This is a genomic window from Paracoccus sp. KKT209, assembly GCF_055635455.1.
Genome location: NZ_CM145758.1, coordinates 3,109,814 through 3,135,682, shown reverse-complemented (window position 1 = coordinate 3,135,682; position 25,869 = coordinate 3,109,814). Strand labels below are relative to the sequence as shown.

At 67.3% G+C, this 25,869-nt stretch carries 20 protein-coding genes, 1 tRNA gene and 1 pseudogene; 9 read left to right on the top strand and 13 right to left on the bottom strand.

Annotated elements, in window-relative coordinates; genetic code table 11:
• Positions 1-111 precede the first annotated feature (111 nt).
• The 3 genes from ACZ2G3_RS15510 to ACZ2G3_RS15500 all read left to right on the top strand — a co-directional run bounded on the left by ACZ2G3_RS15510 (position 112) and on the right by ACZ2G3_RS15500 (position 1,992).
• Positions 112-603 (top strand): hypothetical protein, encoded by a 492-nt coding sequence (locus ACZ2G3_RS15510; RefSeq protein WP_470396878.1) that lies wholly within the window; start codon positions 112-114, stop codon positions 601-603.
• Between the two features lie 104 nt (positions 604-707).
• Positions 708-1,418, top strand: coding sequence for a TspO/MBR family protein (locus tag ACZ2G3_RS15505; RefSeq protein WP_470396877.1), 711 nt, complete (start codon positions 708-710; stop codon positions 1,416-1,418).
• 31 nt (positions 1,419-1,449) lie between these two features.
• A complete protein-coding gene (locus ACZ2G3_RS15500) occupies positions 1,450-1,992 on the top strand; it encodes a glutathione peroxidase (RefSeq protein WP_470396876.1) in 543 nt (180 codons plus the stop codon).
• A 22-nt stretch (positions 1,993-2,014) separates the two neighbouring features.
• Here the strand turns inward: ACZ2G3_RS15500 and ACZ2G3_RS15495 are convergent, their stop codons facing one another.
• Together ACZ2G3_RS15495 and ACZ2G3_RS15490 are read right to left on the bottom strand one after the other, a co-directional pair.
• Positions 2,015-2,680: an SDR family NAD(P)-dependent oxidoreductase gene (locus ACZ2G3_RS15495; protein ID WP_419268389.1), complete on the bottom strand. Its 666-nt coding sequence runs from the start codon at positions 2,678-2,680 to the stop codon at positions 2,015-2,017.
• A gap of 81 nt (positions 2,681-2,761) precedes the next feature.
• Entirely contained in the window at positions 2,762-4,138 is a 1,377-nt protein-coding gene (locus ACZ2G3_RS15490; protein WP_470396875.1) for a cryptochrome/photolyase family protein, read from the bottom strand.
• 151 nt (positions 4,139-4,289) lie between these two features.
• Here ACZ2G3_RS15490 and cobA point away from each other — a divergent pair, with 151 nt between their 5' ends.
• The gene (cobA, locus tag ACZ2G3_RS15485; RefSeq protein ID WP_470396874.1) at positions 4,290-5,039 is read left to right on the top strand and encodes a uroporphyrinogen-III C-methyltransferase; all 750 of its coding nucleotides are present in this window, start codon (positions 4,290-4,292) and stop codon (positions 5,037-5,039) included.
• Between the two features lie 134 nt (positions 5,040-5,173).
• Entirely contained in the window at positions 5,174-8,524 is a 3,351-nt protein-coding gene (locus ACZ2G3_RS15480) for a calcium-binding protein (RefSeq protein WP_470396873.1), read from the top strand.
• Here the strand turns inward: ACZ2G3_RS15480 and queG are convergent.
• The 4 genes from queG to ACZ2G3_RS15460 form a co-directional block, all read right to left on the bottom strand.
• Positions 8,521-9,498 carry a tRNA epoxyqueuosine(34) reductase QueG gene (queG, locus tag ACZ2G3_RS15475; RefSeq protein WP_470399163.1) on the bottom strand — a complete coding sequence of 326 codons (978 nt, stop codon included), beginning with the start codon at positions 9,496-9,498 and terminating at the stop codon, positions 8,521-8,523. The genes ACZ2G3_RS15480 and queG overlap by 4 nt on opposite strands.
• A gap of 109 nt (positions 9,499-9,607) precedes the next feature.
• Entirely contained in the window at positions 9,608-10,294 is a 687-nt protein-coding gene (fzlA, locus tag ACZ2G3_RS15470) for an FtsZ-binding protein FzlA (protein ID WP_470396872.1), read from the bottom strand.
• A 79-nt stretch (positions 10,295-10,373) separates the two neighbouring features.
• Positions 10,374-11,096, bottom strand: a complete 723-nt coding sequence (gene mtgA, locus ACZ2G3_RS15465) for a monofunctional biosynthetic peptidoglycan transglycosylase (protein ID WP_470396871.1) — start codon at positions 11,094-11,096, stop codon at positions 10,374-10,376.
• Positions 11,097-11,151: 55 nt separating this feature from the next.
• Positions 11,152-12,117 carry an alpha/beta fold hydrolase gene (locus ACZ2G3_RS15460; protein WP_470396870.1) on the bottom strand — a complete coding sequence of 322 codons (966 nt, stop codon included), beginning with the start codon at positions 12,115-12,117 and terminating at the stop codon, positions 11,152-11,154.
• Positions 12,118-12,370: 253 nt separating this feature from the next.
• On the opposite strand from ACZ2G3_RS15460, the gene ACZ2G3_RS15455 reads away from it, so the two are divergent.
• A complete protein-coding gene (locus tag ACZ2G3_RS15455) occupies positions 12,371-13,519 on the top strand; it encodes an acyltransferase family protein (protein WP_470396869.1) in 1,149 nt (382 codons plus the stop codon).
• Positions 13,520-13,586: 67 nt separating this feature from the next.
• Here the strand turns inward: ACZ2G3_RS15455 and gltB are convergent, their stop codons facing one another.
• The 5 genes from gltB to ACZ2G3_RS15430 all read right to left on the bottom strand — a co-directional run bounded on the left by gltB (position 13,587) and on the right by ACZ2G3_RS15430 (position 22,381).
• Positions 13,587-18,125, bottom strand: coding sequence for a glutamate synthase large subunit (gltB, locus tag ACZ2G3_RS15450; protein ID WP_470396868.1), 4,539 nt, complete (start codon positions 18,123-18,125; stop codon positions 13,587-13,589).
• Positions 18,122-18,931, bottom strand: a complete 810-nt coding sequence (locus ACZ2G3_RS15445) for a hypothetical protein (protein ID WP_470396867.1) — start codon at positions 18,929-18,931, stop codon at positions 18,122-18,124. Before ACZ2G3_RS15445 ends, gltB begins: the two co-directional genes overlap by 4 nt.
• Before the next feature lie 12 nt (positions 18,932-18,943).
• Positions 18,944-20,440: an NAD(P)-dependent oxidoreductase gene (locus ACZ2G3_RS15440; protein WP_419268378.1), complete on the bottom strand. Its 1,497-nt coding sequence runs from the start codon at positions 20,438-20,440 to the stop codon at positions 18,944-18,946.
• Positions 20,441-20,590: 150 nt separating this feature from the next.
• Positions 20,591-21,394, bottom strand: coding sequence for an undecaprenyl-diphosphate phosphatase (locus ACZ2G3_RS15435; RefSeq protein WP_470396866.1), 804 nt, complete (start codon positions 21,392-21,394; stop codon positions 20,591-20,593).
• Positions 21,395-22,381: a complex I NDUFA9 subunit family protein gene (locus ACZ2G3_RS15430; RefSeq protein ID WP_470396865.1), complete on the bottom strand. Its 987-nt coding sequence runs from the start codon at positions 22,379-22,381 to the stop codon at positions 21,395-21,397. It abuts the gene before it with no gap.
• Between the two features lie 204 nt (positions 22,382-22,585).
• On the opposite strand from ACZ2G3_RS15430, the gene ACZ2G3_RS15425 reads away from it, so the two are divergent.
• Positions 22,586-22,670 (top strand) — tRNA-Leu (locus tag ACZ2G3_RS15425).
• Positions 22,671-22,744: 74 nt separating this feature from the next.
• Here ACZ2G3_RS15425 and ACZ2G3_RS15420 read toward each other — a convergent pair.
• Entirely contained in the window at positions 22,745-22,903 is a 159-nt protein-coding gene (locus tag ACZ2G3_RS15420) for a hypothetical protein (protein WP_470396864.1), read from the bottom strand.
• A gap of 162 nt (positions 22,904-23,065) precedes the next feature.
• Between ACZ2G3_RS15420 and ACZ2G3_RS15415 the strand changes: the two genes are divergently transcribed.
• On the top strand, positions 23,066-23,812 hold the full coding sequence (locus ACZ2G3_RS15415) for a flavodoxin family protein (RefSeq protein ID WP_419268374.1): 747 nt from the start codon (positions 23,066-23,068) through the stop codon (positions 23,810-23,812).
• Between the two features lie 310 nt (positions 23,813-24,122).
• Here the strand turns inward: ACZ2G3_RS15415 and ACZ2G3_RS15410 are convergent.
• Positions 24,123-24,804: pseudogene (locus tag ACZ2G3_RS15410) on the bottom strand (transposase).
• 127 nt (positions 24,805-24,931) lie between these two features.
• On the opposite strand from ACZ2G3_RS15410, the gene ACZ2G3_RS15405 reads away from it, so the two are divergent.
• Positions 24,932-25,689 (top strand): IS5 family transposase gene (locus ACZ2G3_RS15405; protein ID WP_470395968.1). Its coding sequence is split into 2 segments (ribosomal slippage): positions 24,932-25,253 and positions 25,253-25,689, totalling 759 coding nucleotides; the frame shifts between segments, so codons are not numbered across the junction.
• Positions 25,690-25,869: the final 180 nt, after the last annotated feature.

Genomic DNA, 25,869 nt, shown 5'->3' with positions numbered 1-25,869 from the left:
GACGGTGACCGACCTTTCCCTTGGCAGCCTTGCCGACCCCGCCCCGGTGCGCCGGCCCCTCCGGGTCCGCGCATCGTTGCGGATCATCAACAACAGCTAGAGGGGCCCGCCATGATGCTGCTGCACGACCGACTGTCCCGACGGTTTCTGGAAACGGCCTCGCGCATCCGCCGCGGCACGCTGATCGTCACAACGCCCGAAGGCGTCGTCCACGGCTTTGGCGGGCACGCGCCCGGGCCCGATGCCCGGCTGGTCGTCCGGGACTGGTGCATGGTTCCCGCGCTGGCCCTCCGAGGTGACATCGGCCTTCGCGACGCCTGTCGCACGGGCTGGTGCGACACGCCCGACCGAAAGGCCCTGTCGGCGCTGGCCGTGCTGAACGCGGACCTGCTGGGCCGGGACGTTTCAGGACAAGGGCTGCAGATGCTGGCGCTGCGGGTGCTTGACGCTTTGAACCGCAGGATCGACGCCACGGCCGCGCCGCGCCGCGCCGGAGCGCGCCCCGGCGTCTGCCTGCCCTGTTCGGACGCCCGCAGGGCCTGTAGTGCAGCATCCATCCGGCCGACCGCTGACGGCGCAGCCTGGGCGAAAGCCGCCGGGTGAACAGCCGCCCGCTGAGCGACCCCAAAGGGGGCTGGACGCGGCCACCCCGGGCCTCCACCTTCGGCAGCGGCCCATCACGCGGCAAAGCCGAAAAGGAATGACCCATGTCCAACCGCAGCCTTGCCCTCCTGGTCCTGCTGGCCGCCGTGGCCTTTGCGGCCTCGCCGGTGATCTTTCCGGGCTTTGCGGGATACGAGCCCGACCAGTTCCCGATCCCCCAGCAGGATCCGCCCGTCCAGCCGGCGGGCTGGGCCTTTTCCATCTGGGGGGTGATCTATGCCTGGCTGATCTTGGGCGCGGGCTACGGGCTGTGGAAACGGCCCAAGGCGCCGGACTGGCGGCCGATGCGCCCCTGGCTGCTGGCCAGCCTGGCCATCGGCTTTTTCTGGATCCCCATCGCCAACCGGATGCCGGGGCTGGCCACGCTGATGATCCTGGCGATGCTGGCCACCGCCCTGATGGCGCTGCTGCGCTGCGGGCGGGATGATTCGTGGCTGCAGGCGCGGCCGGTGGGGCTCTATGCGGGCTGGCTGACGGCGGCCTCGGGCGTGTCGGTGGGCATCTGGCTGGGGGGACATGGCTGGCTGTCGGCGCAGGTGGCGGCGATCCTCTGCCTGCTGGCGGTCTGCGCCATCGCCTTGACGGTGCAGGGCCTCAGGCCCCGGGAATGGGGATATCCGGCGGCGGTCATCTGGGCGCTGCTGGGCGTCATCGCGGCCAATCTGGGCGCGGGCAACTGGATCGTGGTGATCCTGGCGGGCCTGGGCGCGGCTGCGCTGGCGGGTCGCATCTGGACAAGCCGCCGCAGCGTCTAGCATAGTTCGGACTCATTCCGGAGGTTGCACGATGAAACGTCGCGTTTTCCTGTCGCTCGCCACCGCGATCTCGGCCCTGGGCCTGGCCCCGGCCCGGGCACAGGGCCCTGCACCCAGCTTCACCTTCCCCTCGATCGACGGCGGGGAATACGACACCGCCGACTGGCGCGGGCGGCCGGTGCTGGTCGTCAACACAGCCTCGCTCTGCGGCTTTTCGGGCCAGCTGCGCGACATGCAGGCCCTGCACGAGACGCATGAAGGGCGCGGCCTGGTCGTCCTGGCGGTCCCCTCGAACGACTTCCGCCAGGAACTGGCCACCGGCAAGGAGGTCAGCGAATACTGCCAGCTGGAATATGGCATCACCCTGCCGATGACCGACATCCTGCCGGTCGCCAGGGGCGAGGTGCATCCCTTCTATGCCTGGGTGCGCCAGCAGACGGGCTTTGTCCCGCAGTGGAACTTCAACAAGGTGCTCTTGGGGCCGGACGGGCAGCTGCTGGGCAGCTGGGGCTCCTTCATCAAGCCCGGCGGCCGGCAGATCATGGGAACGGTTGCGCCCTATCTGTCGGCCTGAGGCCCGCCAAAGGGCCTTGGACCTACCAGGGCACGGGCTGGCCCTTCCAGTCCCAGAAGCTGCCCGTATCCTCGGGGCGCAGGCGGGCGACCACCTCCAGCAGCGCCGCGGCGCTGCGGTCCGGCGTGATGGTCGGATGGCGGGCGGCATATTTCGCCGTCAGGGGCGTCTGGACCGTGCCGGGATGCAGCGCGACCAGGATCGCGTAACGGTTCCTGCGGCGGTATTCGATGGCGGCGGTGCGGATGATCTGGTTCTGCGCCGCCTTGGCCGCGCGATAGCCGATCCATCCGCCCAACTGGTTGTCCCCGATCGACCCCACGCGCGCCGACAGCGACCCCATTACCGCCCGCCGGTCCCGTGCCAGCAATGGCGCAAAGGCGCGGATCGCCAGTGCCACGCCCGTGGCGTTCAGCGCGAATTGCGCCGCCATGGCGTCCGGATCGACGGCATCCAGCGTCTTTTCCGGCTGCCGCCCATCGATGACCAGCGCCCCTGTCGTGTTCAGGATCAGGTCGAAATCCTGGCCCTGCAGGCGCGCGGCATGATCCGCCACGCTGTCGGCCCGCGTCAGGTCCAACCCGTCGCCGCTGCGCGAAAGGCCGGTGACCCGGGCCCCCTGATCCGCCAGCCGCGCCGCCAGTGCCGCGCCGATCCCGCCCGAGGCGCCAAGGATCAGGGCGCGCATCAGGCAGCCCCCCTGAGGGCGGGGCAGGGGGACCTGATGGTGCGGAAAAGGTCGGGAAGGGTCGCTTGCATGGCGGTCCTTTCAGGATTTCAGCTGTTCATAGGCCGTCAGCGCCCGCGCCCGGCCTTCGGCCAGGGAAAGGGCGGGCAGGGCCCTGCGGCTCAGGTCGATGTTCCAGGACCGCGGCGCGGCGGCCGCGAAGTCCTGGGCACCGGGCGCATCGGGACGCATCCAGTGGTCCTGATAGCGCGCCTTGGGGTCGAACTTCTCGGCTTGGGTGTCGGGGTTGAAGATGCGGAAATAGGGCGAGGCATCCGGCCCGCAGCCCGCCACCCACTGCCAGTTCATCGCGTTCGACGCCGCGTCCCAATCCGTCAGGCAGCGCGCGAACCAGTCCAGCCCCAGCTTCCAGTCGGTCAGCAGGTGCTTGGTCAGATAGCTGGCCGTGATCATCCGCACGCGGTTGTGCATCTGGCCGGTGGCATACATCTCGCGCATGCCGGCATCGACGATCCTGACGCCGGTCTGGCCGCGCCGCCAGTCCTCGGCCGCCTCATTGTCGGGCTTCCAGGGAAAGCGGTTCCATTCCGGCCGCCAGCAGCTGGTGGGCATGTCGGGGCTGTCATGCAGCAACTCGCGCGCGAATTCTCGCCAGCACAGTTCGGACAGGAAATGATCGACGCCGCGTTCGCCCGACTGGAAGGCGGGCTGGCAGCGGGCCCAGATGCGGCGGGCGCTGATCTCTCCGACCGCCAGCGCATCCGACAGGCTGGAGGTGGCGCGGTCGCGTGCGGGCTGGTCCCGATGTTCCTTGTAGTCGGGCAGCGACCCTTCCAGAAAGGCCTCCAGCCGGGCATGGGCCTCGTCCTCTCCGGCGCAGATGTGGCGGGCCAGCACGTCCCAGCCCCGGTCCATCGCCGCCCGCCCCTCGGGCCAGTCGGTGCCGTCGCTGTCGGGCCAGGCATCGGGTGCGGTCAGCCGCGGCACCGCCAGCGGCGGCGCGATCGGGGTCTTGCGCAGCGCCTTCCAGAAGGGCGAGAACACCTTGTAGACACCGCCCGCCCCGGTCAGCACCGATCCGCGCGGCACCAGATCGGCCAGCGGATGCAGGTGCAGCCGCGCCCCCCCGCGCTCCACCGCCTCGGCCAGCCCGTCATCGCGGGCAAAGGGAAAGCCCTCGGTCGCGTGGACCGTTGTCGCGCCGGTCTGGCGGGTGATCTCCTCCAGCACCTCGGCCGGATGGCCCCGGCGGACGATCAGCCAGCTGCCCTGCCGGCGCAGGGAGGCCTCCAGCGACAGCAGGGACATGGCCTGCCGCTGCGCCGAGGCAGGATGGTCGCGCGCCTCGGCCGGGTCCAGGATCACCAGCGGGATCACCGCCCCCTGTTCCGCCGCCGCCACCAGAGCCGGATGGTCGTCCAGCCGCAAGACCCGCCTGAACCAGCAGATGACCGTCATCGCATTCTCCTCATTGCGCAGGGGACGACACGCGGCAGCGCCCCCGAAAGTTTCACCACGTCGGCAGGCTGCAACGGGATGCGCGGCATTGTCACACCCCGTGCGGGTGGTATAGCTGAAGCCCCGCCCGCTCCGAAGGCCCGCCGCCGCCGTGTCAGATCCTGCCCTCCGCCCTGGTTTCGTCTCGCTGGTCTCGGCCGGCCCGGGCGACCCTGACCTGCTGACGCTGAAGGCGGCCCGCCGCCTGGCCGAGGCGGATGTGGTGCTGTTCGACGACCTGGCCTCGGGGCCCGTCCTGGACCATGCCGCCCCCGAGGCCGAGCTGATCGCCGTGGGCAAGCGCGCCGGCCGCCCCTCGGCCCGGCAGGAGGTCGTGAACGAGCTGCTGGTCAGCCATGCCCGCGCCGGGCGCCGCGTCGTGCGCCTGAAATCGGGCGATGCCGGCATCTTCGGCCGCCTGGAGGAAGAGCTGGTGGCCCTGACCCGCGCCGCCATCCCCTTCGAGATCGTGCCCGGCGTCAGCTCCGCCAGCGCGGCGGCGGCGGCCATGGGCATGCCCCTGACCCGGCGCCTGACGGCCCGGCGCGTGCAGTTCGTGACCGGCGCCGACGTGACCGGGCAGCTGCCGCAGGACATCAACTGGGCGGCGCTGGCCGACCCGTCGGTGACCACCGTCGTCTTCATGGGCCAGCGCAGCTTTCCCAAGCTGGCCGAGGGGCTGGTGGCCTATGGCCTGCCCGGCACCACCCCGGCCCTTTTCGCCGAGGCGGTGGGGCATCCGACGCAGCGGCTGGTGCAGACGACCGTCGAGGGCCTGGCCCGGATGATGCGCGAGGGGCCGGCCAGCCAGCCGGGCCTGATCCTCTATGGACCGCTGGCCTTTCCCCCGCATCTGGGGTGACGCGCGGGCGCCCGGACGCGGCGCCTTTGCCTAAAATGCGGCTCAAGCAGTGGCTGGTCAGCGGGCGCCGTTAAGACCATCTTCAGACTTGCCCCCTGTCACCCGCCCTCCGCGGCTGCCCAATCAGAAACCCCATGATCGTGTATCGCCACGTGACCACCTTTGGTGTCGCGCAACAACGCTGGCTGTCCAAGATCACCGATCTCGAGGTTGTCGAGGCCGGGGGGCGGGCGGTGCTGGTCGCGGCGACCCATATCGGCGGCGGCGTCAGCAGCTATGCCCTGGGGGATGCCGACACGCCGATGAGCGCGCTGCGGACAAGGGCCTATCTTGACAGCCAGGGCTACCAGGGTCCGCCCGAGATCACGCATCTGACCTTGGACGGGCGCAGCACGATCCACGTGGGCCAGCTGGGCGGGGCCGCCGCCCTGGGCATCGACCTGCGCGTCGACAACGGCGCCCTGGCCCCCTTCGACAGCCTGTTCGGTCCCGGACTGGGCACGCGCATCACCGCCCTGGGCCAGGTCCAGACCGCCCAGGGCCCGGTCATCTATTCCGCGCATGCCGGCAGCCTGCAGCTGCAAAGTCACCGGCTGCAGGCCGATGGCAGCCTGGTCCAGGCAGGCCAGGCCATCCTGCCCGTCCCCGAAGGCACCAGCGGCGCCAGCCTGGACAAGATCATCCAGCTGACGGTGGACGGCCAGCGGGTGCTGGTGGCGATCTCGGGGCTTGGCAACTTCATCTCGACCCACCTGATTACCGACAGCGGCTGGCTGGGGCCGGGGGCGGTCCACCTCGCGGGGCAGGGATCGGGATATGACCTTCCCTCGGATGTCGAGGCGGTGCAGTTCGGGGGCGCCAGCTTTGTCATCCTGGCGGGCAGCGGTTCCAGTTCGCTGACCGTGTTCCGGGTGAACGCGGCGGGCAACCTGACAACCGTCGACCATGTCATCGACGAGGCCACGACCCGCTTTCGCGCGGGAACCGCGCTGGAGACCGCCGTGGTGAACGGCCGCGCCTTCGTCTTTGCCGGCGGCGCCGATGACGGCATCACGGTCTTCACCATGACGCCCGACGGCCGGCTGGTGCACCTGCTGACCATCGCCGACACGGATGCCATCACCCTGGCCGATGTCAGCGACATCGAGGCCAGGGTGCAGGACGACGTGATCACCCTCTTTGTCAGCTCTTCGACCGAGACGGGGGTGACTCAGCTGGTCTTCGACCCCGGCCAGATCGGCATGACGGCCATGGCCGGCACGGGCACGATGCGCGGCGGCGCGGGCAATGACATGCTGCGGGCGGGGGCCGGCACCACGCGGCTGGAGGGCGGGGCCGGCAACGACATCCTGATCGCGGGGGACAGCGCCGTCACGCTGTCGGGGGGCGAAGGCGCCGACATCTTCCTCCCCTCGCGCGGGGCGGGGCGCATCACCATCCTCGACTATGAGCATGGCGTCGACCGGCTGGACATGTCGATGCTGGGCAACATCCGCAGCATCTGGCAGCTGCGCTTCATCCCCACCAGCAATGGCGTCATGATCATCTATGGCGAGACGATCCTGGACATCTACAGCCGCGACGGCCGGTCGCTGGATGTGGGCGATTTCAGCAATGCGATGTTTCCGATCGCACATTATTCGCTGCCCGAGGTGGACCCGATCAGGATCTCCCCCGACAGCACCCCCTCTACCGAGCCGGCCTGGATCTTCGGCGGGGCGGGGGCCGACCGCCTGACCGGGACCGCGCGTCCCGAACTGGTCATGGCCGGCGCGGGCGACGACACGGTGTCGGGCGGGGGCGGCAACGACACGCTGCGCGGGGAGGGGGGCAACGACGTGCTGCGCGGCGGCGACGGCAACGACCGGCTCCATGGCGGACCGGGCCGCGACACGCTGTTTGGCGATGCGGGCAATGATCTGCTGGAGGGCGAGGACGACAACGACCTGCTCTATGGCGACGGGGGTGACGACACGCTGCGCGGCGGCGCGGGCAACGACCTGCTCTATGGGGGCCTGGGCAACGACCGGCTGGACGGCGGCAGCGGCAACGACGCCCTGTCGGGAGAGGGGGGCGACGACTGGCTGGAGGACCTGGCCGGCAACAACCGCCTGCTGGGCGGCGAGGGGAACGACACGCTGCTGGCGGGGGCCGGGGCGGATTACCTGGCCGGCGGCGCGGGTCGCGACAGCCTGCGCGGCGGCGCGGGCAATGACACCCTGCTGGGCGAGGACGGGGCGGACACGCTGTGGGGGGACCTGGGCGACGACCTGCTGGACGGGGGCGCCGACAACGACCAGCTTCGCGGCGGCGACGGCAGGGACAGGCTCTATGGCGGCAGCGGCAACGACCTTCTGGACGGCGGCGCCGGGGCGGACCTGATTTATGGCGACGCGGATGACGACCGCCTGTTCGGCGATCGCGGCAACGACACCCTCCACGGCGGCTTCGGCAACGATCTTCTGTCTGGCGGGGCGGAGAACGACCTCCTCTACGGAAACTCCGGCAGCGATACGCTCTACGCCGGCAGCGGCGACGACTTCCTGTTCGGCGGCTTCGACAACGACACCCTCTACGGAGACGAGGGCAACGACAGCCTTTATGGCGAAATCGGCAACGACCTGCTGTTCGGCGGCCTGGGCGACGATTACCTGTCGGGCGGGCGGGGGCATGACACGCTCTATGGCGGCGACGGCAATGACCGGCTGATCGCGCTGCACGGCAACAACCGCCTTTATGGAGAGGCCGGCAATGACCGTCTGATCGGGGGTTCGGGCCGTGACCGGCTGTCGGGGGGCGATGGCTGGGACCGGCTTTACGGCAACGACAGCAACGACATGCTGAACGGCGGCCGGGGCAATGACCGTCTCTATGGCGGGGCGCGGGACGACGTACTCATCGGCGGCTCGGGCAACGACCTTCTCTATGGCGGCACCGGCAATGACCGGCTCAGCAGCCGGTCGGGCCGAAACGCGATCTATGGAGAGGGGGGCAACGACCACCTGGTCGGCGGGTCCGACAGCGACACCCTGTCGGGCGGGCGCGGTCACGACCGGTTGGAGGGGGGCAAGGGCAATGACAGGGTGTCGGGCGGGATGGGCAATGACCGCATCTGGGGCGGGTGGGGCAATGACATGCTGAACGGCGGGTCCGGGGATGACCTGCTGGTCGGCGGCTGGGGCGCCGACCGGATGCAGGGCGGCACCGGCCGCGACATCTTCCGCTTCCAATCCGGGCGGGACAGCCGCATGGGCGCGCCCGACCTGATCCTCGACTTCACCCGCGGGCAGGACCGGCTGGACCTGGATGCGCTGAACGTCAGCTATGTCGGCCGGGGCGGGCATTCCGGCGCGCGCTCGGTCCGGTGGGACCATGTCGGCGACCAGACCCATGTTTTCGTGGACCTGGACGGCGACCGTCAGTCCGACATGCTGATCCGTCTCGACGGCACGCTGAAACTGTGGGGAAGCGACTTCCTGCTCTAGCCGGCCAGCCGGGCCACGGCCCAGGCTGCGGCCTCGGCAACCGTCGGGTCGGGGTCGCCGCGCAGCCCCGCCGCCACGCCGGCAAGGCTTGGGTCGCCTGAATTGCCGATCGCGTAAAGCACGTTGCGCACAAAGCGGTCCCGCCCGATCCGCTTGATGGGCGAGCCGGAAAACCGCGCCCGGAACCCCGCATCGTCCAAGGCCGCCAGCTCCGCCAGCGGCGGCGCCCCGATGATCCCGCGATAGCGCATCTCGGACCCGGCCTGGGCGAACTTGTTCCAGGGACAGACCGCCAGGCAATCGTCGCAGCCATAGATCCGGTTGCCCATCAGCGCCCGCAACTCCGGCTCCACCGGTCCCTTGTGCTCGATCGTCAGATAGGAAATGCAGCGCCGCGCATCCAGCTGATAGGGCGCGGGAAACGCCCTCGTCGGGCAGGCGTCCAGACAGGCCCGGCAGGACCCGCAATGGCTGACCTGCGGGCTGTCTTCGGGCAGCGGCATGGTGGTGAAGATCGCCCCCAGAAAGAACCAGCTGCCCAGGTCGCGCGACAGCAGGTTGGTGTGCTTGCCCTGCCAGCCCAGGCCCGCCGCCTGCGCCAGGGGCTTTTCCATCACCGGCGCGGTGTCGACAAAGACCTTGATCTGGTGCCCGGCCTCCGGTGCGGTCTCCAGCAGCCAGCGTCCCAGGCGCTTCAGCCGCTTCTTGACCAGGTCGTGGTAATCGCGCCCCTGCGCATAGACGCTGACGGCGGCATGGTCGCGCCGCTCTAGCACCTCCAGCGGATCGCCTTCGGGCGTGTACAGCTCGGCCAGCATCACCACCGACCGCGCCTCGGGCCACAGGGCCGCCGGATCGCCCCGCCAGCCCATGCGCTCGGCCATCCAGCCCATCTGCCCGTGCCGCCCCTCGGCAACAAAGGCCTCCAGCCGCGCGGACAGCTCGGGCACGCCCTCGGGCCGCATCACCCCCATGCCGGCAAATCCGACCGCGCGGGCCTCCTCGGCCAGTTCGGACTTCTTCGTGGCCCAAATCCCCCCTGGGGAATGGCCACCAGGCGACGGGGGACTGGCCCCCCCGCCCTCAGCCGAAGTCAAGCTCGGCATAATGCGGCGCCGGCTGGATGCCCGGCATCTGGTCCGCCAGCACCGACCGGAAGGCCGGGCGCGACTTGATCGTCGCATACCAGTCGCGCAGCATCTCCGACCGGTCCCAGTCCACATCCGAGATGTAGTCCAGGCAGGAAAAATGCGCCGCGGCGGTGAAATCGGCCAGGCTCAGCGTGTTGCCCGCCAGCCAGCGGCGCGTCTCCAGCAGCGTGCCCAGATAGTCGATATGCTCCTTGATGGCGCGCAGCCCGTCCTTGACCACCCGGCTGTCGGGATAGCCGGTGCGGGTGATCTTCTTCCACACCCGCTCGTTCATGATCGGCTGCGTCACCTCGGCGTGGAACTTGTCGTCGAACCAGGTGCAAAGCCTGCGCACCTCGTGCCGCTCCAGGGGCGTCTGCGGCATCAGCGACGGGGCGGGCACCGCCTCGTCCAGGTATTCGACGATGGCCTGGCTCTCGGCCAGCATGTTGCCGCGATAGCGCAGCACCGGCAGCTTGCCCGCCGGGTTGCGCCGCTTGAGGTCGGGCGGACCCTCCCAGTACCGCTCCTCGACCAGCTCGACCTCGATCTTCTTCTCGGCCAGCACCAGCCGCACCTTGCGGCAAAACGGGGACAGCGCGGTGTGGTACAGTCGCGTGGTCTGCGTGTTCGTGTTCATGGACTGCTCGAGACCCTTTTATTTTTGTCGCAACCCCTGCTTGATACGCCTCGCCCCCCGGGCTTTCAACAGCGCGGGCCTATTCGAAGCAGGCCGCGCGCCCATCCCGCGCAATCGTGGCCGCCCCGTCGGCGATTGCCCGCGACCGCCGGGACGCGGCGCCGGGGCTGCGGGTTCTGGGCGACGGCAGCACCGCCGCCAGCCGCGCGGCCTGGACGGGAGTCAGGCGGTCCGGGGTGGTGCCAAAGAACTCGCGCGCCGCCGCGCCCACACCAAAGATGCCCGGCCCGAATTCCGCCACGTTCAGATAGATCTCGAGGATGCGCCGCTTGGACCACAGCGCCTCGATCACCGGGGTCAGCGCGGTCTCGGCCGCCTTGCGGCCCCAGCTGCGGGCCTGCCACAGATAGGCGTTCTTGGCGGTCTGCTGCGTCAGGGTCGAGGCCCCGCGTCCCGATCCCGAGGCCACGACCTTGCGGATCTCGGCCATGTCGAAGCCCCAGTGCAGGCAGAAATTCGCATCCTCCGCAGCCACGACCGACCGGCGCATGACCGGCGCGATCTCCTTCAGCGGCACCCAGTCCCGCGACACCAGCTCGTGCTCGCGCGCAGCGCCCAGCATGGTCCAGGTCAGGGGCGGGTTCACGACCGCATAGATCGTCACCGACCCCGCCATCACCAGTGCCGCCCGCAGCAGCACGAAGCGCAGCCAGAACAGCAGCCACCCCCGCCACGGCAGGTGGGCCGGGACGGCTGGGGCATCGTCCACGGGGGGACGTCGGGTCAGAAGGCGCAGGATCATGGCCGCATGTCTCATGGCCCGCGCCGCTGCGTCAAGCGCGCGCCGGCGCCCGCCCTCAGGGCAGCCGCGAGGCGAAGACGTTCCAGTCGAAGCCGGACCGCGCGATCAGCCCCTTCATGTAATCCGACACAAGCCATTCGCGCCGGGGGGCGGGGCAGCGGGCCAACTGCGCCATGCACAGCGCGATCACGTCGCGATGCCGCTCCTGCGCGATGAACAACAGCAGCAGGTTTTCCAGCGCCGTCCGGTTCAGGCGGATCTCCAGCGACCGCAGCATCTGGGCCTCCGCCTCAGCCAGCTCTCCCAGCTGCCGCAGGTGCCGGCCGCGTTCGCAGTGATAGATGTGGCAGCCCTCGGTCCTCAGCTGGATCTCGGGGACCCGGCCCTTGACGAAGATCCCGCGCGTCAGCTTGCCCAGCTGCCCATTGGCCTGGATCGTCTCCAGCACGGCATGCCCGGCATAGGGATATTCCACGACCTGCGCCTGCGGATAGGCGGGGCGCACGCAGCGCTCCAGAAAGATCATGTCCTCGCGGCTGTGGGGATCGATCAGGATGATGGGTGGCTTCGACGACAGCGGCGTCTCGCTGATCTCGACATGCCGGAATGCCAGCCCCGCAAAGCGATCCGACCCGATGCTGGGATGGGCGCTGTTCTTGGGGGCCGAGGCGACGATTCGCGCATCAATGCAGCCGCCATAGTAAAGCGCGGCATAGGCCCCCAGGCTGGCGCCATAGGCAAAGACGTTCCGCCCGGCCGTGACCGGCGCGACGGCTGCGTGAAAATCCGCGACGCTCAGCCCCTGATACTGGGATTCCTTCTTTTGCGAGACATAGATGTTGTCAAAGCCCAGCTTCAGCGCGAAATCGGTGCCAAAGCCCCTTTCCTGAATTCCGAACGAGATGTTGTCGAAGGTGACCATCACCCCCCGCGACGGCTCGGCGCGGCGGTGAAGGGTGATCGCATACCAGTCGGTTCGCGCCAGGACCCGGGGCGCGCTGTCAGTGTCGGAATCGCTCATCTTCCCCTGCCACGAAGGACCGCCATGGATGGGTCAGCCGGCCGGTCCCATCCTGCCCACAGATGATCACCTGCGCTCCGGTTTCACAACCCGCGGGCGACGCCTGCCGCGCCCGATCGCCCATGACACGGCTATGGAATTGACCGGCCGGTGGCCCCGACTGTAACAATGGGGGCAGTGAATATGCCGACCCGCCTGGTCACCGGCTGCCCCGGGCCAGGCCAATGTCGCACCAGATAAGGGTCCTGCTGCGATGTCGGCACATGAACGCTATCTGTCACAGCGCCATTTCGGCTCGCTCGACGGGCTCCGGTGCCTCTGCATCGCGGCAGTCCTGTGGCACCACAGCCCCAGCCGGGAACTGGCCGGCGGCCTGCCGCTGGCGGATCGCGGCTTTGTCGGGGTCGATTTCTTCTTCGTCCTCAGCGGCTTTCTGATCACGACGCTGCTTGTGCGCGAACGCGACCGGACCGGGCGGATCTCGCTGGCGGGTTTCTACTGGCGGCGGGCGCTGCGGATCCTGCCGGCCTATCTGCTGCTGGTGACAGCGGTGTCCTCCTACTGGATCCTGCACAAGGGCCAGGACCAACTGATCGGGCTGCTGCCCTATTACTACCTCTTCCAGGCCAACTTCCTGCAGGAGCACGTGCCCCTGCTGTCGGTCACCTGGTCCCTGTCGATCGAGGAGCAGTACTACCTGATCTGGCCCCTGCTTCTGGTGCTGCTGCCGGCGCTGGCCGCGCCGCGCATGGCCGTCCTGGCGGCGGGCATCGCGCTCTGCCTGGCGGCGATGCTGGGCCTGGCCCAGCTGCTGGATCTGCCCCGGCTGGCCACGGCCCATGCGGTCTATGCGCTGCCGGGCATGTCCTACGCGGCCATCCTGTCAGGATCACTGCTGGCGGTCCTGCTGCATGATCCGCGCGGCTTTCGGGCACTGGCGAGCCTCTGCGCCTGGCGTCCCGCGCCCCTGGTCCTGCTGGCGCTGCTGCTGGTCTACCTGCAGGGGGCGCCGGTTGACCTGCGCGGCTGGCCGACCTTGGGGATGAACCTGCTGATGGCGCTGTGCATCGCCTCGCTGGTCATGCGCGAGGATCATCTGGCCCGCCCCCTGATGCGCTGGCGCCCCGTCGCCCGGATGGGAGAGATCAGCTATGGCATCTATCTCTATCACCTGATCGGGTTGCATGTGGCCCATCTGCTGGCGCCGCGGCTGGGCATGGCCGAGGCCGCGCAGGGCTGGCTGGTCAACGCGCTTTACATCGCGCTCTCGGTCCTGATGGCCGAGGCCAGCTTTCGCTGGTTCGAACGCCGGTTCCTGACTTGGAAGCATCCCGCCGCGACCGGGCTGGCCGGGCCCGCGGGCCTGTCACCGCCGCCCGCTCCGTCGCATCGCGAATCGTAACCCGCCGCCACGGCAGAAACCGCCCCGGCAGAAAGAAAAACGGCCCCGCAGGGGGCCGCTTTCTGTCTTACTCGGCCGGAACGGCGCTGGGCGCCTCGACCGCCGCGATGGGATGGGGCAGGTGGGCCAGCATCTCCTTGGGGCAGACCTGCAGGAAGTTCACCTTCTCGCGGTCCCAGTTCGACAGGATCTCATCGGCACGCCGCGAGCCGGTCTCGCGCAGATGGCGCTCGATCAGGCCCTTCAGCTGGCCCTCCCAGTGGTCCTGCGTGACCGCGCAGGTCACCAGCGTCTCGGCATTGATGTAATCGCGCGCCAGACCCTCGGGATCATAAAGATAGGCCATGCCCCCCGTCATGCCGGCGCCAAAGTTCGCGCCGATCCGTCCCAGGATCACCGCCACGCCGCCGGTCATGTATTCGCAGCCGTTGCTGCCGCAGCCCTCGATCACCACCGTGGCGCCGCTGTTGCGGACCCCGAACCGCTCGCCCGCGCGGCCTGCGGCGAAAAGATAGCCGTTCGTCGCGCCGTAAAGGACGGTGTTGCCGATGATCGTGTTGTCGGCCGCGACCAGCGGGCTGGCCATCGGCGGACGCACCACGATGGTGCCGCCCGACAAGCCCTTGCCTACATAGTCGTTGGCATCGCCCGAAACCTCGATCTTCAGCCCCGGTGCCGCGAATGCGCCAAGCGACTGCCCCGCGCTGCCGGTCAGGCGGACCGTCAGGTGGTCGGGCTGCAGGTTGTTCCGCATCCCGAACTTCTGCACGATCATGCTGGACGTCCGCGTGCCGACGGTCCGCTGCGTGTTCCGCACCGCATAGGACAGCTGCATCTTCTCGCCATCCTCGAAGAAGCGGGCGGCGTCCTTGACGATCTCCGCGTCCAGCGTGTCCAGCACCGCGTTGCGCGGCTTGGTGCGGTCATAGACGATCTTGTCCGCGCCATCGACCGTGATCAGCAGCGGGTTCAGGTCCAGGTCGTCCAGGTTTGCGGCACCGCGGCTGACCTGGGTCAGCAGGTCAGCGCGGCCGATGATCTCGTCCACGGACCGCGCCCCGATCGAGGCCAGGATCTCGCGCACCTCCTGCGCATAGAAGGTGATCAGGTTCACCACCTTGTCCGCCGATCCCGTGAACATGGCGCGCAGCTTCTCGTCCTGGGTGCAGACGCCCACCGGGCAGGTGTTCGACTGGCACTGGCGGACCATGATGCAGCCCATCGCGATCAGGGCGGCGGTGCCGATGCCGTATTCCTCGGCCCCCATCATCGCCGCCATGACGATGTCGCGTCCCGTGCGCAGGCCGCCGTCGGTGCGCAGCGTCACCCGCTCGCGCAGGCGGTTCATGGCCAGGACCTGATGCGCCTCGGTCAGGCCCATCTCCCAGGGCAGGCCCGCGAACTTGATGGACGTGGCGGGCGACGCGCCGGTGCCGCCGTTGTGGCCGCTGATCAGGATCACGTCGGCCTTGGCCTTGGCCACGCCCGCCGCGATCGTGCCGACGCCCGACGATGCCACCAGCTTCACGGTGATCTTGGCGCGCGGATTGATCTGCTTCAGGTCATAGATCAGCTGCGCCAGATCCTCGATGCTGTAGATATCGTGGTGCGGCGGAGGCGAAATCAGCGTCACGCCCGGCGTCGAGTGGCGCAGCCGCGCGATCAGCTGGGTGACCTTCATGCCGGGCAGCTGGCCGCCCTCGCCGGGCTTGGCGCCTTGGGCGACCTTGATCTCCAGCTCCTCGCAGGCGTTCAGGTATTCGGCGGTGACACCGAACCGGCCCGAGGCCACCTGCTTGATCTTGGCGCAAGGGTTGTCGCCATTGGGCAGCGGATGGCTGTGCGCCGGGTCCTCTCCGCCCTCGCCGCTGTCGGACTTGGCGCCGATGCGGTTCATCGCGATGTTCAGCGTCATATGCGCCTCGGGCGACAGTGCCCCCAGCGACATCCCCGGCGTGACGAAGCGCTTGCGGATCGAGGTGATCGATTCGACCTCCTCGATGGGCACGGCCTTGCCCAAGGGCTTGATGTCCAGCAGGTCGCGGATGTGGATCGGCGGGTTCGCCCGGATCGTCGCGCTGAACTGCTTCCAGACGTCATAGGACGCCTTTTCGCAGGCCACCTGCAGCAGCTTCATGGTGTTGGCTTCCCAAGCATGCTTCTCGCCCGAGCGGCGCAGCTTGTAGAAGCCGCCAACCGGCAGCAGCTCCACGGTCTCGGAATGGAAGGCGATCTGCTGCAGCCGCTCCAGCTTGCCCTGCAGCCCGTGCAGGCCGATGCCCGAGATGCGCGACTGCATGCCGGGGAAATATTCCGCGACCATGGCGCGCGACAGGCCCACCGCCTCGAAGTTCAGGCCACCCCGATAGGAGGACAGGACCGAGATCCCCATCTTGGCCATGATCTTCAGAAGGCCCGCGTCGATGGCGTCGCGATAGCGGCGCATGTTCTCGATCAGCGTGCCGGTCAGCAATCCGCGCTCGATCCGGTCGCTGATCGAATCCTGCGCCAGATAGGGGTTCACGGTCGTGGCCCCGCAGCCGATCAGCACCGCAAAGTAATGCGGGTCGATGCATTCGGCCGCGCGCACGTTGACGCTGCAGAAGGTCCGCAGCCCCTTGCGGGTCAGCCAGCTGTGCACCGCGCTGGTGGCCAGGATCATCGGCATGGCGACGCGGTCGCGGCCCTGGCCGTCATCGGTCAGGATCAGGTGGCCCGCACCCGATCGCACGGCATCCTCGGCCTCGGCGCGGATCCGCGCCAGGCCCTCGCCCAGGGCATCCGGGCCGGCATCGTCGGGGAAGGTGCAGTCGATGACCGTCACCGCCTCGCCGAACATCTTCATCATCTCGGCGAATTCGCCATTGGCGACAAAGGGGCTCTCCAGCACCAGGATCTCGGTCTGGGCGCTCGACTCGTCCAGCACGTTCTTGAGGTTGCCGAACCGCGTCTTCAGCGACATCACCCGCGTCTCGCGCAGGCTGTCGATCGGCGGATTGGTCACCTGGCTGAAGTTCTGGCGGAAGAAGTGGCTCATCGGCCGGTACTGGTTCGACAGGACCGCGGGCGGCGTGTCGTCGCCCATGGACGCGATGCCCTCCTTGCCGTCCTCGGCCATGGGGGCCAGGACATGCTCCAGCTCTTCCAGGGTGAAACCGGCGGCCGTCTGGCGGCGGCGCAGCTCGTCCCCTTCGAAGCGCACCGATTCGGGCAGGTCGCGCATGATGTGGTTCAGGTCGACGACCTTCTCGATCCACTCGCCAAAGGGCTGGCTGCCGGCCAGCCGGTCCTTGATCTCGGTGTCGTGGTAGAGCTTGCCCTCCCACATGTCGACGGCGATCATTTGGCCCGGCCCAAGCGCGCCCTTTTCGCGGACATTGGTCTCGTTCACCGGCACCATGCCGACCTCGGACCCCGCGATGACCAGGTTGTCGCCCGTCACGATATAGCGCATCGGCCGCAGCCCGTTGCGGTCCAGCCCGCCGCAGACCCACCGGCCGTCGGTCATGGCCAGCGCGGCAGGCCCGTCCCAAGGCTCCATCACGGCGTTGCAATAGGCGTACATGTCCGCCCAGGCCTTGGGCATGTCGGTGGTCGACTTGGACCAGCTTTCCGGGACCAGCATCGTCTTGGTCATCGGCGCGCTGCGCCCCGAGCGCACCAGAACCTCGAAGACCGCATCCAACGCCGCCGAATCCGACGATCCGGCGGGGACGATCGGCTTGATGTCCTCGGCCGCGTCGCCGAACGCGCTGGACGCCATGCGGATCTCGTGGCTGCGCAGCCAGTTCAGGTTGCCCTTCAGCGTGTTGATCTCGCCGTTATGGGCCAGCATGCGGAAGGGCTGGGCCAGCCACCACTGCGGGAAGGTGTTGGTGGAATAACGCTGGTGATAGATCGCAAAGGCGCTCTCGAAGCGGTCGTCCTTCAGGTCGGGATAGAATTCCGCCACCTGCTCGGCCAGCATCATGCCCTTGTAGATGATCGACCGGCAGGACAGCGAACAGAAGTACAGGTCGCGCACCTGGGCTGCGACCGCGGCCTTCTCGATGCGGCGGCGGATGATGTACAGTTCGCGCTCGAACCGGACCTGGTCGATGTCCTTCTCGCAGCGGATCAGGATCTGCTCGATCTCGGGACGGGTGGCATTGGCCTTTTCGCCCAGCACGGCGGTGTTCACCGGAACATGGCGCCAGCCATAGATGTAGTGGCCCATCCGCAGGACCTCGGATTCCACGATGGTCCGGCAGGCCTCCTGGGCGGCAAAGTTGGTGCGCGGCAGAAAGACCTGGCCCACGGCGATCAGCTTGCCCTGGTCGGGCTCGTGCCCGGTGCGGCGGATCTGGTCATAGAAGAAGGGGACAGGGATCTGCACATGGATGCCCGCGCCGTCGCCGGTCTTGCCGTCGGCATCCACCGCGCCGCGGTGCCAGATCGCCTTCAGCGCGTCGATGCCGTGCTGCACGACCCGGCGGCTGGCCTTGCCGTCCAGGTCCACCACGAAGCCGACGCCGCAGGAGGAATGCTCGTCCTCTTCGCGATACAGGCTGTGCTTGTCCATCCAGGCACGGCGGGCTTCTTCTTCAGCTTGCCAATCCATGGTCATGATGCGGCCCTTTCCTGCAGGATCTGCGTCAGCAATTGATCGCAGTCGAATTGTGGGGTGGTGCTGCCGAAACCGGCCTCGCCGTCAAAGCTGAACAGCACGGGGCTGTCGTTCGTCTCGCGCCGCGCGCCGGTCCAGTCGGTGGTCGTCTCGACCCCGCCGTAGAACCGGCCGAACTCGCGGCTGATATACTGGCTGCCCTTGCGCTCGATCAGGACCTCGCCGCCCTCGGTGCGGGTGGTCAGTTCGAACCGGGTTCGCTCCAGCGTCTGGCCGTCGACCTCGACCGTCTCGCCGGTCAGGATGTCAAAGCCCTTCTGGTGCAGCCGCTCGCCGGTGCTGGACAGCGTCCAGAAGTCAAAGTCGTCGCGCCCCGTCTCCAGCAGGTCGCTGAAGCTGGCATGGTCCCGGGCCTCCTCGACCAGCGTGTCGCTGAGGCCGGCCATCGGGCTCTGGCTTTCAATCCAGCGGGTTTCCGCGTCGATGGTGGACAGGTGGAACAGCCCGTCCTGGCCAAAGACGGCGCTGCGCTGCCAGCCCTCGGGATCGGCCTCGCAGCGATAGTACTGGCTGACGGTGCAGCCGCGGTTCTGGACGGTGACCTCCAGCCGGCAGCCGCCGGGCGGGGTAAAGCTCGCGGCCTCGCCGGGGCGGGCGGTCAGGGTCCAGCCGGCGGCCAGCAGCGACACGGTCAGCATGGCTGACGTGATGGCGCGGCTGCTCTGCGGCCCGCGAACGGCTGCGGCAGGCAGCGCGCGTTGCCGGTGTACGCCCTGTGCACGCCCTGTGATCGGGTTGTGCCTCATCGGTGCGGCCCCTTATTCGGCGGCGATGCGGGCATCGCCCGTCAGGAAGGTGGCGATCGATTCGGCCGCCTCGCGCCCGTCGCGGATCGCCCAGACCACCAGGCTGGCGCCGCGCACGATGTCGCCCACCGCAAAGACGCCCGGCAGCGAGGTCTGGTGCGTCTGGAAGTTCGCCTTGATGGTGCCCCAGCGCGTGACCTCCAGCCCGTCCACGCCCCACAGCTTGGGCAGGTCCTCGGGCTCGAAGCCCAGGGCCTTGATGACCAGGTCGGCGGGTTCGTCGTAATCGGCGCCCTCGATCAGTTCGGGCGACTGGCGGCCGCTGACATCGGGCTGGCCCAGCCGCATCTTCTGGATGCTGACCGAGGCGATCTGGGTGACAGCGCGCACGGGCCCGTCCACGTCGACCTCCTGCTGGGCGGCAAAGTCGCCGGTCACGTGGCCAATGAACTTGGCGGGGCCGGAAAGCCAGACGAATTCGACGCCCTCTTCCTCGGCGTTCTGGACCTCGCGCTGGCTGCCCGGCATGTTGGCGCGGTCGCGGCGATAAAGGCACTTGACCGATTGCGCGCCTTGGCGGATCGCCGTGCGCACGCAGTCCATCGCCGTGTCGCCGCCGCCGATGACGACCACGCGCTTGCCCGCGGCGTTCAGCTCGCCATCCTCGAAATCGGGAACCTCGTCGCCCAGGTCGATCTTGTTGCTGGCGGTCAGATAATCGATGGCCCGTACCACGCCCCCGGCATCGGCATTGTCGATGTCCAGGTCGCGGGTCTTGTAGACGCCCGTGGCGATCAGCACCGCGTCATGCTTGCCGCGGATCGCGTCAAAGCTGATATCCTCGCCCACGTTGCAGTTCAGGACGAACTCGACCCCGCCATCGGCCAGCCACTGGTTGCGCCGCATGACGACGTCCTTTTCCAGCTTGAAGCCGGGGATGCCATAGGTCATCAGCCCGCCCGCCCGGTCATAGCGGTCATAGACGGTGACCTGGAATCCCTGCCGGCGCAGCATGTCCGCGGCGGCCAGCCCGCCGGGGCCCGCGCCGATGATGCCGACGGATTCGGCGCGTTCATGGGCGGGGCTGGCCGGCTTGACCCAGCCCTGTTCCCACGCCGTGTCGTTGATGTATTTCTCGATCGCGCCGATGGTGACGGTCTCGTGGCCCGACTGCTCGATCACGCAATTGCCTTCGCACAGCCGGTCCTGCGGGCAGATGCGGCCGCAGATCTCGGGGAAGGTATTGGTCAGCTGGCTGACCTGATAGGCCTCATGGAGGCGGCCTTCTGCGGTCAGGCGCAGCCAGTCGGGGATGTTGTTGTGCAGCGGGCAATGCGACTGGCAGTAGGGGACGCCGCACTGGCTGCAGCGCCCGGCCTGCTCGGCCGCCTTCTGGTCCGCGAACTGGCGATAGATCTCGTGGAAGTCCTCGCTGCGTTCCGCGGCCGAGCGTTTCTCGGGCATCTCGCGCGGGGTCGAGACGAACTTGAGCATCTTCTGCGTGGCCATGGCTGCGCTACCTTCCCTGAAAGGACTTCCGCACACCCAATAAACCAAGGACATTCCGATGAAAAGTCAGCATTGCTGACCTAATAGCAAGTTTTTCGCCTCTCACGCGGTGAATTTTTGGCCTGCAGCCAGTAAATCAGTCAGCATAGCTTACTTAAATGCTACAAGTGACAGTAAAACAAGGCTTCCGACCGTAATGCGCCACCAAGCGAACAGCGCGTAACCGTGCTGCGATACATATCCCAGCAACCAGCGCACCACGATGACGGCGGTGATCAGGGCGAAGATGAAGCCGATGACGATATTGCCCCAGGCTCCTCCGTCCAGGATGCCCTGATTCTTGTAGAGGTCATAGGCAAAGGCCCCCATCATCGTCGGCATCGCCAGGAAGAACGAGAATTCCGCCGCCGAGCGCTTGTCCGCCCCCAGAAGCAGCGCCCCCACGATCGTCGCGCCCGAGCGCGAGACGCCGGGGATCATCGCCAGGCACTGGATGAAGCCGATCTTGATCGCCATAGACAGCGGAAATTCCTCTGCCCGGTGATAGGCGGGCGTGGCGGTCCGGCGGTCGGCCCACAGCAGCACAAGGCCGCCGATGATCAGCATGACCGCGATCAGGATCGGCGTCTCGAACAGCACCGTCTTGATGAAGTCATGCGCCAGGACGCCGATCACCACCGCCGGCGCGAAGGCCAGAAGGACAGCCGCAATAAAGCGGCGGGCGACCGGGTCGTTCGGCGCGGTTGTCAGGATCTGCCAGATCCGGCTGGCATAGACACCCAGCACCGCCCCGATCGCGCCCAGCTGGATCATCACCTCGAAGGCGCGGCCCGGCGACTGGAAGCCCAGGAAATGGCCGGCCAGCAGCACATGGCCCGTCGATGACACCGGGATGAACTCGGTCAGGCCTTCCAGGATTCCCAGAAGGGCCGCGACGATTGTGTTGTGTTCCATTCAGTGACCGCGAAGGTTCTTTGCCGATTTCTTGATCGCGTCATACTGGCCCGACGGGCGGAAGCGCCACAGATAGTCGTCCAGAACCGCACTGGCCGCAGTCGGCTGCATGCCCAGGTCCTTGAAGCCGCGCGCCTTGGGGTCGACCACGTTGTCGCGGCGCAGCAGCGCAAGCTGGTCCCGGCTCAGCGCGCTGTTGGTGAACAGCCCGCCGGTCACCGTCTGCACCAGGTCCAGTGCCGAGGCCCCCAGGCGCGCGACGCCGAAGGGAAGGTTGACGACCGCCTTGCGCCGGTGGGTCGAGGCCAGCACCTGGTCCACGATCTGGCGCATGGTCAGGATCTCCGGGCCGCCCAGCTCGTAGATGCCCGGCTCGGCCGTGCCGTCGGCGCCCTTCACGGCGGCCATCGCGACATCCTCGACATAGACGGGCTGCATCCGGGTCCGCCCGCCTACGATCGGCAGGATCGGTCCCATCCGGGTCATCCCGGCAAAGCGGTTGTAGAAATTGTCGTCGGGCCCGAAGATGACCGAGGGCCGCAGCACAACAGCGTCGGGGCGATGGGCCAGGACGGCCGCCTCGCCGCGCGATTTGGCGGCGATGTAGTTGCTGCGCGATTTGGTGTCGATGCCCAGGCCCGAGATGTGGACGATGCGCGCCACGCCCAGTTCGGCCGAGAGGCGGGCGATGTGTTCGGCGCCTTCCTCGAAGACGGTCTTGAAGGTGCTCTTGCCCTGCGGGCTCAGGATGTTGACGCAGTTGACGACGGCATCCGCGCCGGTCATGGCCGCGCGGACCGAGGCCGCGTCGCGGATGTTGCACATGACTGGGGCCACCTGGCCCACGACGCCATAGGTGCGGGTGAACAGCGCCTCGTCGGGGCGGCGCACGGCGATCCGCACCCGCCAGCCGTCCTTGGCCATCAGCCGGGCCACATGCCGGCCGACAAAGCCCGAGCCACCAAAGATCGTGACCATTTTCGCCATGGGCGTCTCGCCTCCTTCGTGCCGAAATGTGCCGTGATCCTTACCCAAGCCACAGGTTCCGGGCAAGCCGCAGCAGGGTCGCAGGCCGGTCATCGCAGCCCGCCCGGCACCTTCGCGACAAGCTTTTTCAAAAACATTCGAAAAACATCTCGAACCCCATTGACGGCCCCCGCCACTGTCTTTAATCAGCCGCTCACACCACCTGCCCAGGTGGCGGAATTGGTAGACGCGCACGGTTCAGGTCCGTGTGCCGCAAGGCGTGGAGGTTCGAGTCCTCTCCTGGGCACCATAAAAAACCCCCGGAAACTTCGTGTTTCCGGGGGTTTTTTCATGTCGTCGGGGCGCAGGCGCCAGGGTTGCCCCTCAGGCCCCGCCGATGGGGGTGATGACCTTGCCGGTGCCGCCGCAGTCCGGACACTCCTCTCCCTCGACCCGGCCGCTGCCGTTGCACTTGCGGCAGACATTCTCGCCGGCTCCGGGCTGTCCGCCCGGCACGGTATCGGGATTTTCATTGTCGGTCATGGTCTGGCTCCTCTGGCAGATGCTTGGGCTCAGGGGCTCAACCTGATGCGCTGCCGGATGTTCCCGCAGCGCCCGCAAGCGCGCTTGCACGATGCCCCGGACATGCGCACCATGCCGGCGTCAGGACAGTTCCGGCGCCGCCGGGCATGGGGGAGGGTGACAATGACGCTGAACGACACGCAGGAGGCGCTGTGCGCCAAGGCGCCGGCCGATTTCTCGGACCTGTCGGCGGTGATCCTGAACTGCACGCTGAAGCGCGCCGACACGCCCTCTCATACCGCAAGGCTGCTGTCGGTCCCGGCCGAGATCATGCGCCGCAACGGCATCGCGGTCGAGGAGATCCGCCCGGTGACCCTGCCGATCGCCTTCGGCGTCCAGCCCGACATGCGCGAACAGGGCTGGCCGCAGGATGCCTGGCCCGAACTGTGGCAGAAGATTGCGGCCGCCCAGATCCTGATCATCGGCACGCCGATCTGGCTGGGCGAGGAAAGCTCGGTCTGCCGCCTGATGATCGAGCGGCTCTACGGCATGTCCGCCCTGCTGAACGACAAGGGCCAGAGCATCTTCTATGGCAAGGTCGGAGGCGCGGTGATCACCGGCAACGAGGATGGCATCAAGCATTGCGGGATGACCATCCTCTATGCGTTGCAGCACCTGGGATACACGATCCCGCCACAGGCCGACTGCGGATGGATCGGCGAGGCAGGGCCCGGCCCCAGCTATGGCGACGACGGCGCGGGGATCGAAAACGACTTCACCCAACGCAACACCACGATCATGACCTGGAACCTGATGCACATGGCGCGGATGCTGAAGGAGGCGAGCGGGCTGCCCAATCACGGCAACGACCGCAAGGCCTGGGCAGCCGGCTGCCGCTTCGACTATGAGAACCCGGAGCATCGCGCCTGAGCGGCAAACTGCCCATTAGGCATAAGCATACCCTCAAGCGGGACGGAAATCTGTAAAACTCATTTCATGAAAAAAATTCAACTAACGCAAAGGCGGCGGAGCCCTCATGAGCATGACATCGGTAGCAATTCTGTGCACGCCTCTCGCGAGGGCTGATCATCGCATAAAAGATGGCCCACTTGACAGTGGGCCATCTTCATCGTTCCCCAGATGGCGTGTTTCAACGCTGCGGTCCAGCATGTGAAGCAGCCGACCCGAGCTGAACGCCTGGTCGTGGTCCTCAACATCGAATGGTGAAAAGCTAGCTAGGTCATGTTGACCAATGGCGGAGCCAAAGGCGGATGGAGGTGATGTCAATGAAGCCCAAGAAGCTTTCGGTCGTCTTGTCGTTGCGTGTTGCGACGCGGCGTGCGTTCTTGAGCTTGTTGAAGCAGCGCTCAAGCTGGTTGCGCAGGCGATAGAGCGAACGGTCTACACTGACACGCTTTTGGCGAGACTTGCACATCGGGATGATCGGCAGGACATCGCGCTCTTTTGCGCGCCCTGTGGATCCTGGTCGTGAAGTGGAAGGTGGTCCAGAAAACGATCCGATGGATCGTTTTCCCACCGGACGCTCTTGAGCGCCCGAAACCCTGTCTCGGAGTCCCCCTTTAGCGCCCGCTGCCTGATGGTGGGCGCGGATCACGGTTGCTGTCGATCATTTGCAGGCTGCCTGGCACGGCCCCACTTTGGTTTAGGGCTTCCATGATGACCTCCCAGAGCCCGGCCAACGTCCAGCGCCGGAATTGCCGATAGACGCTCGACCATTTGCCGAACTCCCCGGGGAGATCGCGCCGTGGAGCCCCGGGTCGTGCGATCCAGAATAGGCCATCAAGAACGAGGCGGTGGTTGGTGGGTTCGCGTCCGTTCGCGGCGCGGACGGCGAGGATGACCCCCTCGAAGAAGGCCCATTCCTTGTCCGACATAAGTTCCAGTGCCAAGCTGGTCCCCATCGCAGATACCAGCGTGAATCTCGCCCAGAGCCTGATGTGAATCCCTCTTGTCACCACGACCTAGGCTCCAGACCCATTGATTTTACGCCCTTTGCGTGATTCAGGCCGCCGCAAGGAGACCTGATCGATGAGCAACCTGTTCTGGCTGACCGAGGCGCAGATGGCGCGCCTTCGCCCCTACTTCCCCAAGAGCCATGGCCGTCCCCGAGTTGACGATCTGCGGGTGCTGAGCGGCATTATCTTCATCAATCGCAATGGTTTGAGATGGTGCGATGCGCCGAGTGAATATGGACCTGCCAAGACGCTTTATAATCGCTGGAAGCGCTGGAGTGACAACGGGGTCTTCGCCCGGATCATGGTCGGCCTGGCCGCCGAGAGCACCGATCCGAAGACAATCATGATCGATGCAACCTATCTGAAGGCGCATCGCACGGCTTGCAGCCTGCGGGCCAAAAAGGGGGGCGCAGTCGCCAGATTGGTCGAACGAAAGGCGGCATGAACACCAAGCTGCACGCCGTCACCGATGCGAAAGGCAGACCTATCCGGTTCTTCATGTCGGCAGGACAGGTCAGCGACTACACCGGCGCAGCGGCGCTTCTGGACGGCCTGCCGCAGGCTGATTGGTTCTTGGCGGACCGAGGCTATGATGCTGACTGGCTGCGAAAAGCGTTGCAGGACAGAGGGATAAAAGCCTGTATCCCTAGCCGGAAGTTGCGCAAGAAAACCGTGAAATACGACAAGCGCCGCTACAGAAGGCGCAATCGCATCGAGATCATGTTCGGGCGGCTGAAAGACTGGAGACGTGTCGCCACGCGTTACGACAGGTGCCCGGAGACATACCTCTCCGCAATAGCATTGGCCGCAACCGTCCTATTTTGGCTGTGATCAAGAACGAGTCCTGAGCCTAGGGAAGTGGGGCCTTTGAATGAAATCCCAGCAAAGTTTGCGACACAGCCCGGCTGAGGTGCTTAGGGAGCACGAGCTGCTGATCCGGCAACGGACGCAAGCGATAAATGCCCTGCACAGACATATGGCCGAGTTGGGCGAAGGCGTTTCGCAGGCTGG

What these genes read in the sequence shown, in the direction of transcription:
- ACZ2G3_RS15510 (WP_470396878.1), top strand. Translation starts at nt 112, where the DNA reads ATGATGCTGCTGCACGACCGACTGTCCCGACGGTTTCTGGAAACGGCC.
- ACZ2G3_RS15505 (WP_470396877.1), top strand. Translation starts at nt 708, where the DNA reads ATGTCCAACCGCAGCCTTGCCCTCCTGGTCCTGCTGGCCGCCGTGGCC.
- ACZ2G3_RS15500 (WP_470396876.1), top strand. Translation starts at nt 1,450, where the DNA reads ATGAAACGTCGCGTTTTCCTGTCGCTCGCCACCGCGATCTCGGCCCTG.
- ACZ2G3_RS15495 (WP_419268389.1), bottom strand. Translation starts at nt 2,680, where the DNA reads ATGCGCGCCCTGATCCTTGGCGCCTCGGGCGGGATCGGCGCGGCACTG.
- ACZ2G3_RS15490 (WP_470396875.1), bottom strand. Translation starts at nt 4,138, where the DNA reads ATGACGGTCATCTGCTGGTTCAGGCGGGTCTTGCGGCTGGACGACCAT.
- ACZ2G3_RS15480 (WP_470396873.1), top strand. Translation starts at nt 5,174, where the DNA reads ATGATCGTGTATCGCCACGTGACCACCTTTGGTGTCGCGCAACAACGC.
- queG (WP_470399163.1), bottom strand. Translation starts at nt 9,498, where the DNA reads ATGGGGGTGATGCGGCCCGAGGGCGTGCCCGAGCTGTCCGCGCGGCTG.
- fzlA (WP_470396872.1), bottom strand. Translation starts at nt 10,294, where the DNA reads ATGAACACGAACACGCAGACCACGCGACTGTACCACACCGCGCTGTCC.
- mtgA (WP_470396871.1), bottom strand. Translation starts at nt 11,096, where the DNA reads ATGATCCTGCGCCTTCTGACCCGACGTCCCCCCGTGGACGATGCCCCA.
- ACZ2G3_RS15460 (WP_470396870.1), bottom strand. Translation starts at nt 12,117, where the DNA reads ATGAGCGATTCCGACACTGACAGCGCGCCCCGGGTCCTGGCGCGAACC.
- ACZ2G3_RS15455 (WP_470396869.1), top strand. Translation starts at nt 12,371, where the DNA reads ATGTCGGCACATGAACGCTATCTGTCACAGCGCCATTTCGGCTCGCTC.
- gltB (WP_470396868.1), bottom strand. Translation starts at nt 18,125, where the DNA reads ATGACCATGGATTGGCAAGCTGAAGAAGAAGCCCGCCGTGCCTGGATG.
- ACZ2G3_RS15445 (WP_470396867.1), bottom strand. Translation starts at nt 18,931, where the DNA reads ATGAGGCACAACCCGATCACAGGGCGTGCACAGGGCGTACACCGGCAA.
- ACZ2G3_RS15440 (WP_419268378.1), bottom strand. Translation starts at nt 20,440, where the DNA reads ATGGCCACGCAGAAGATGCTCAAGTTCGTCTCGACCCCGCGCGAGATG.
- ACZ2G3_RS15435 (WP_470396866.1), bottom strand. Translation starts at nt 21,394, where the DNA reads ATGGAACACAACACAATCGTCGCGGCCCTTCTGGGAATCCTGGAAGGC.
- ACZ2G3_RS15430 (WP_470396865.1), bottom strand. Translation starts at nt 22,381, where the DNA reads ATGGCGAAAATGGTCACGATCTTTGGTGGCTCGGGCTTTGTCGGCCGG.
- ACZ2G3_RS15420 (WP_470396864.1), bottom strand. Translation starts at nt 22,903, where the DNA reads ATGACCGACAATGAAAATCCCGATACCGTGCCGGGCGGACAGCCCGGA.
- ACZ2G3_RS15415 (WP_419268374.1), top strand. Translation starts at nt 23,066, where the DNA reads ATGACGCTGAACGACACGCAGGAGGCGCTGTGCGCCAAGGCGCCGGCC.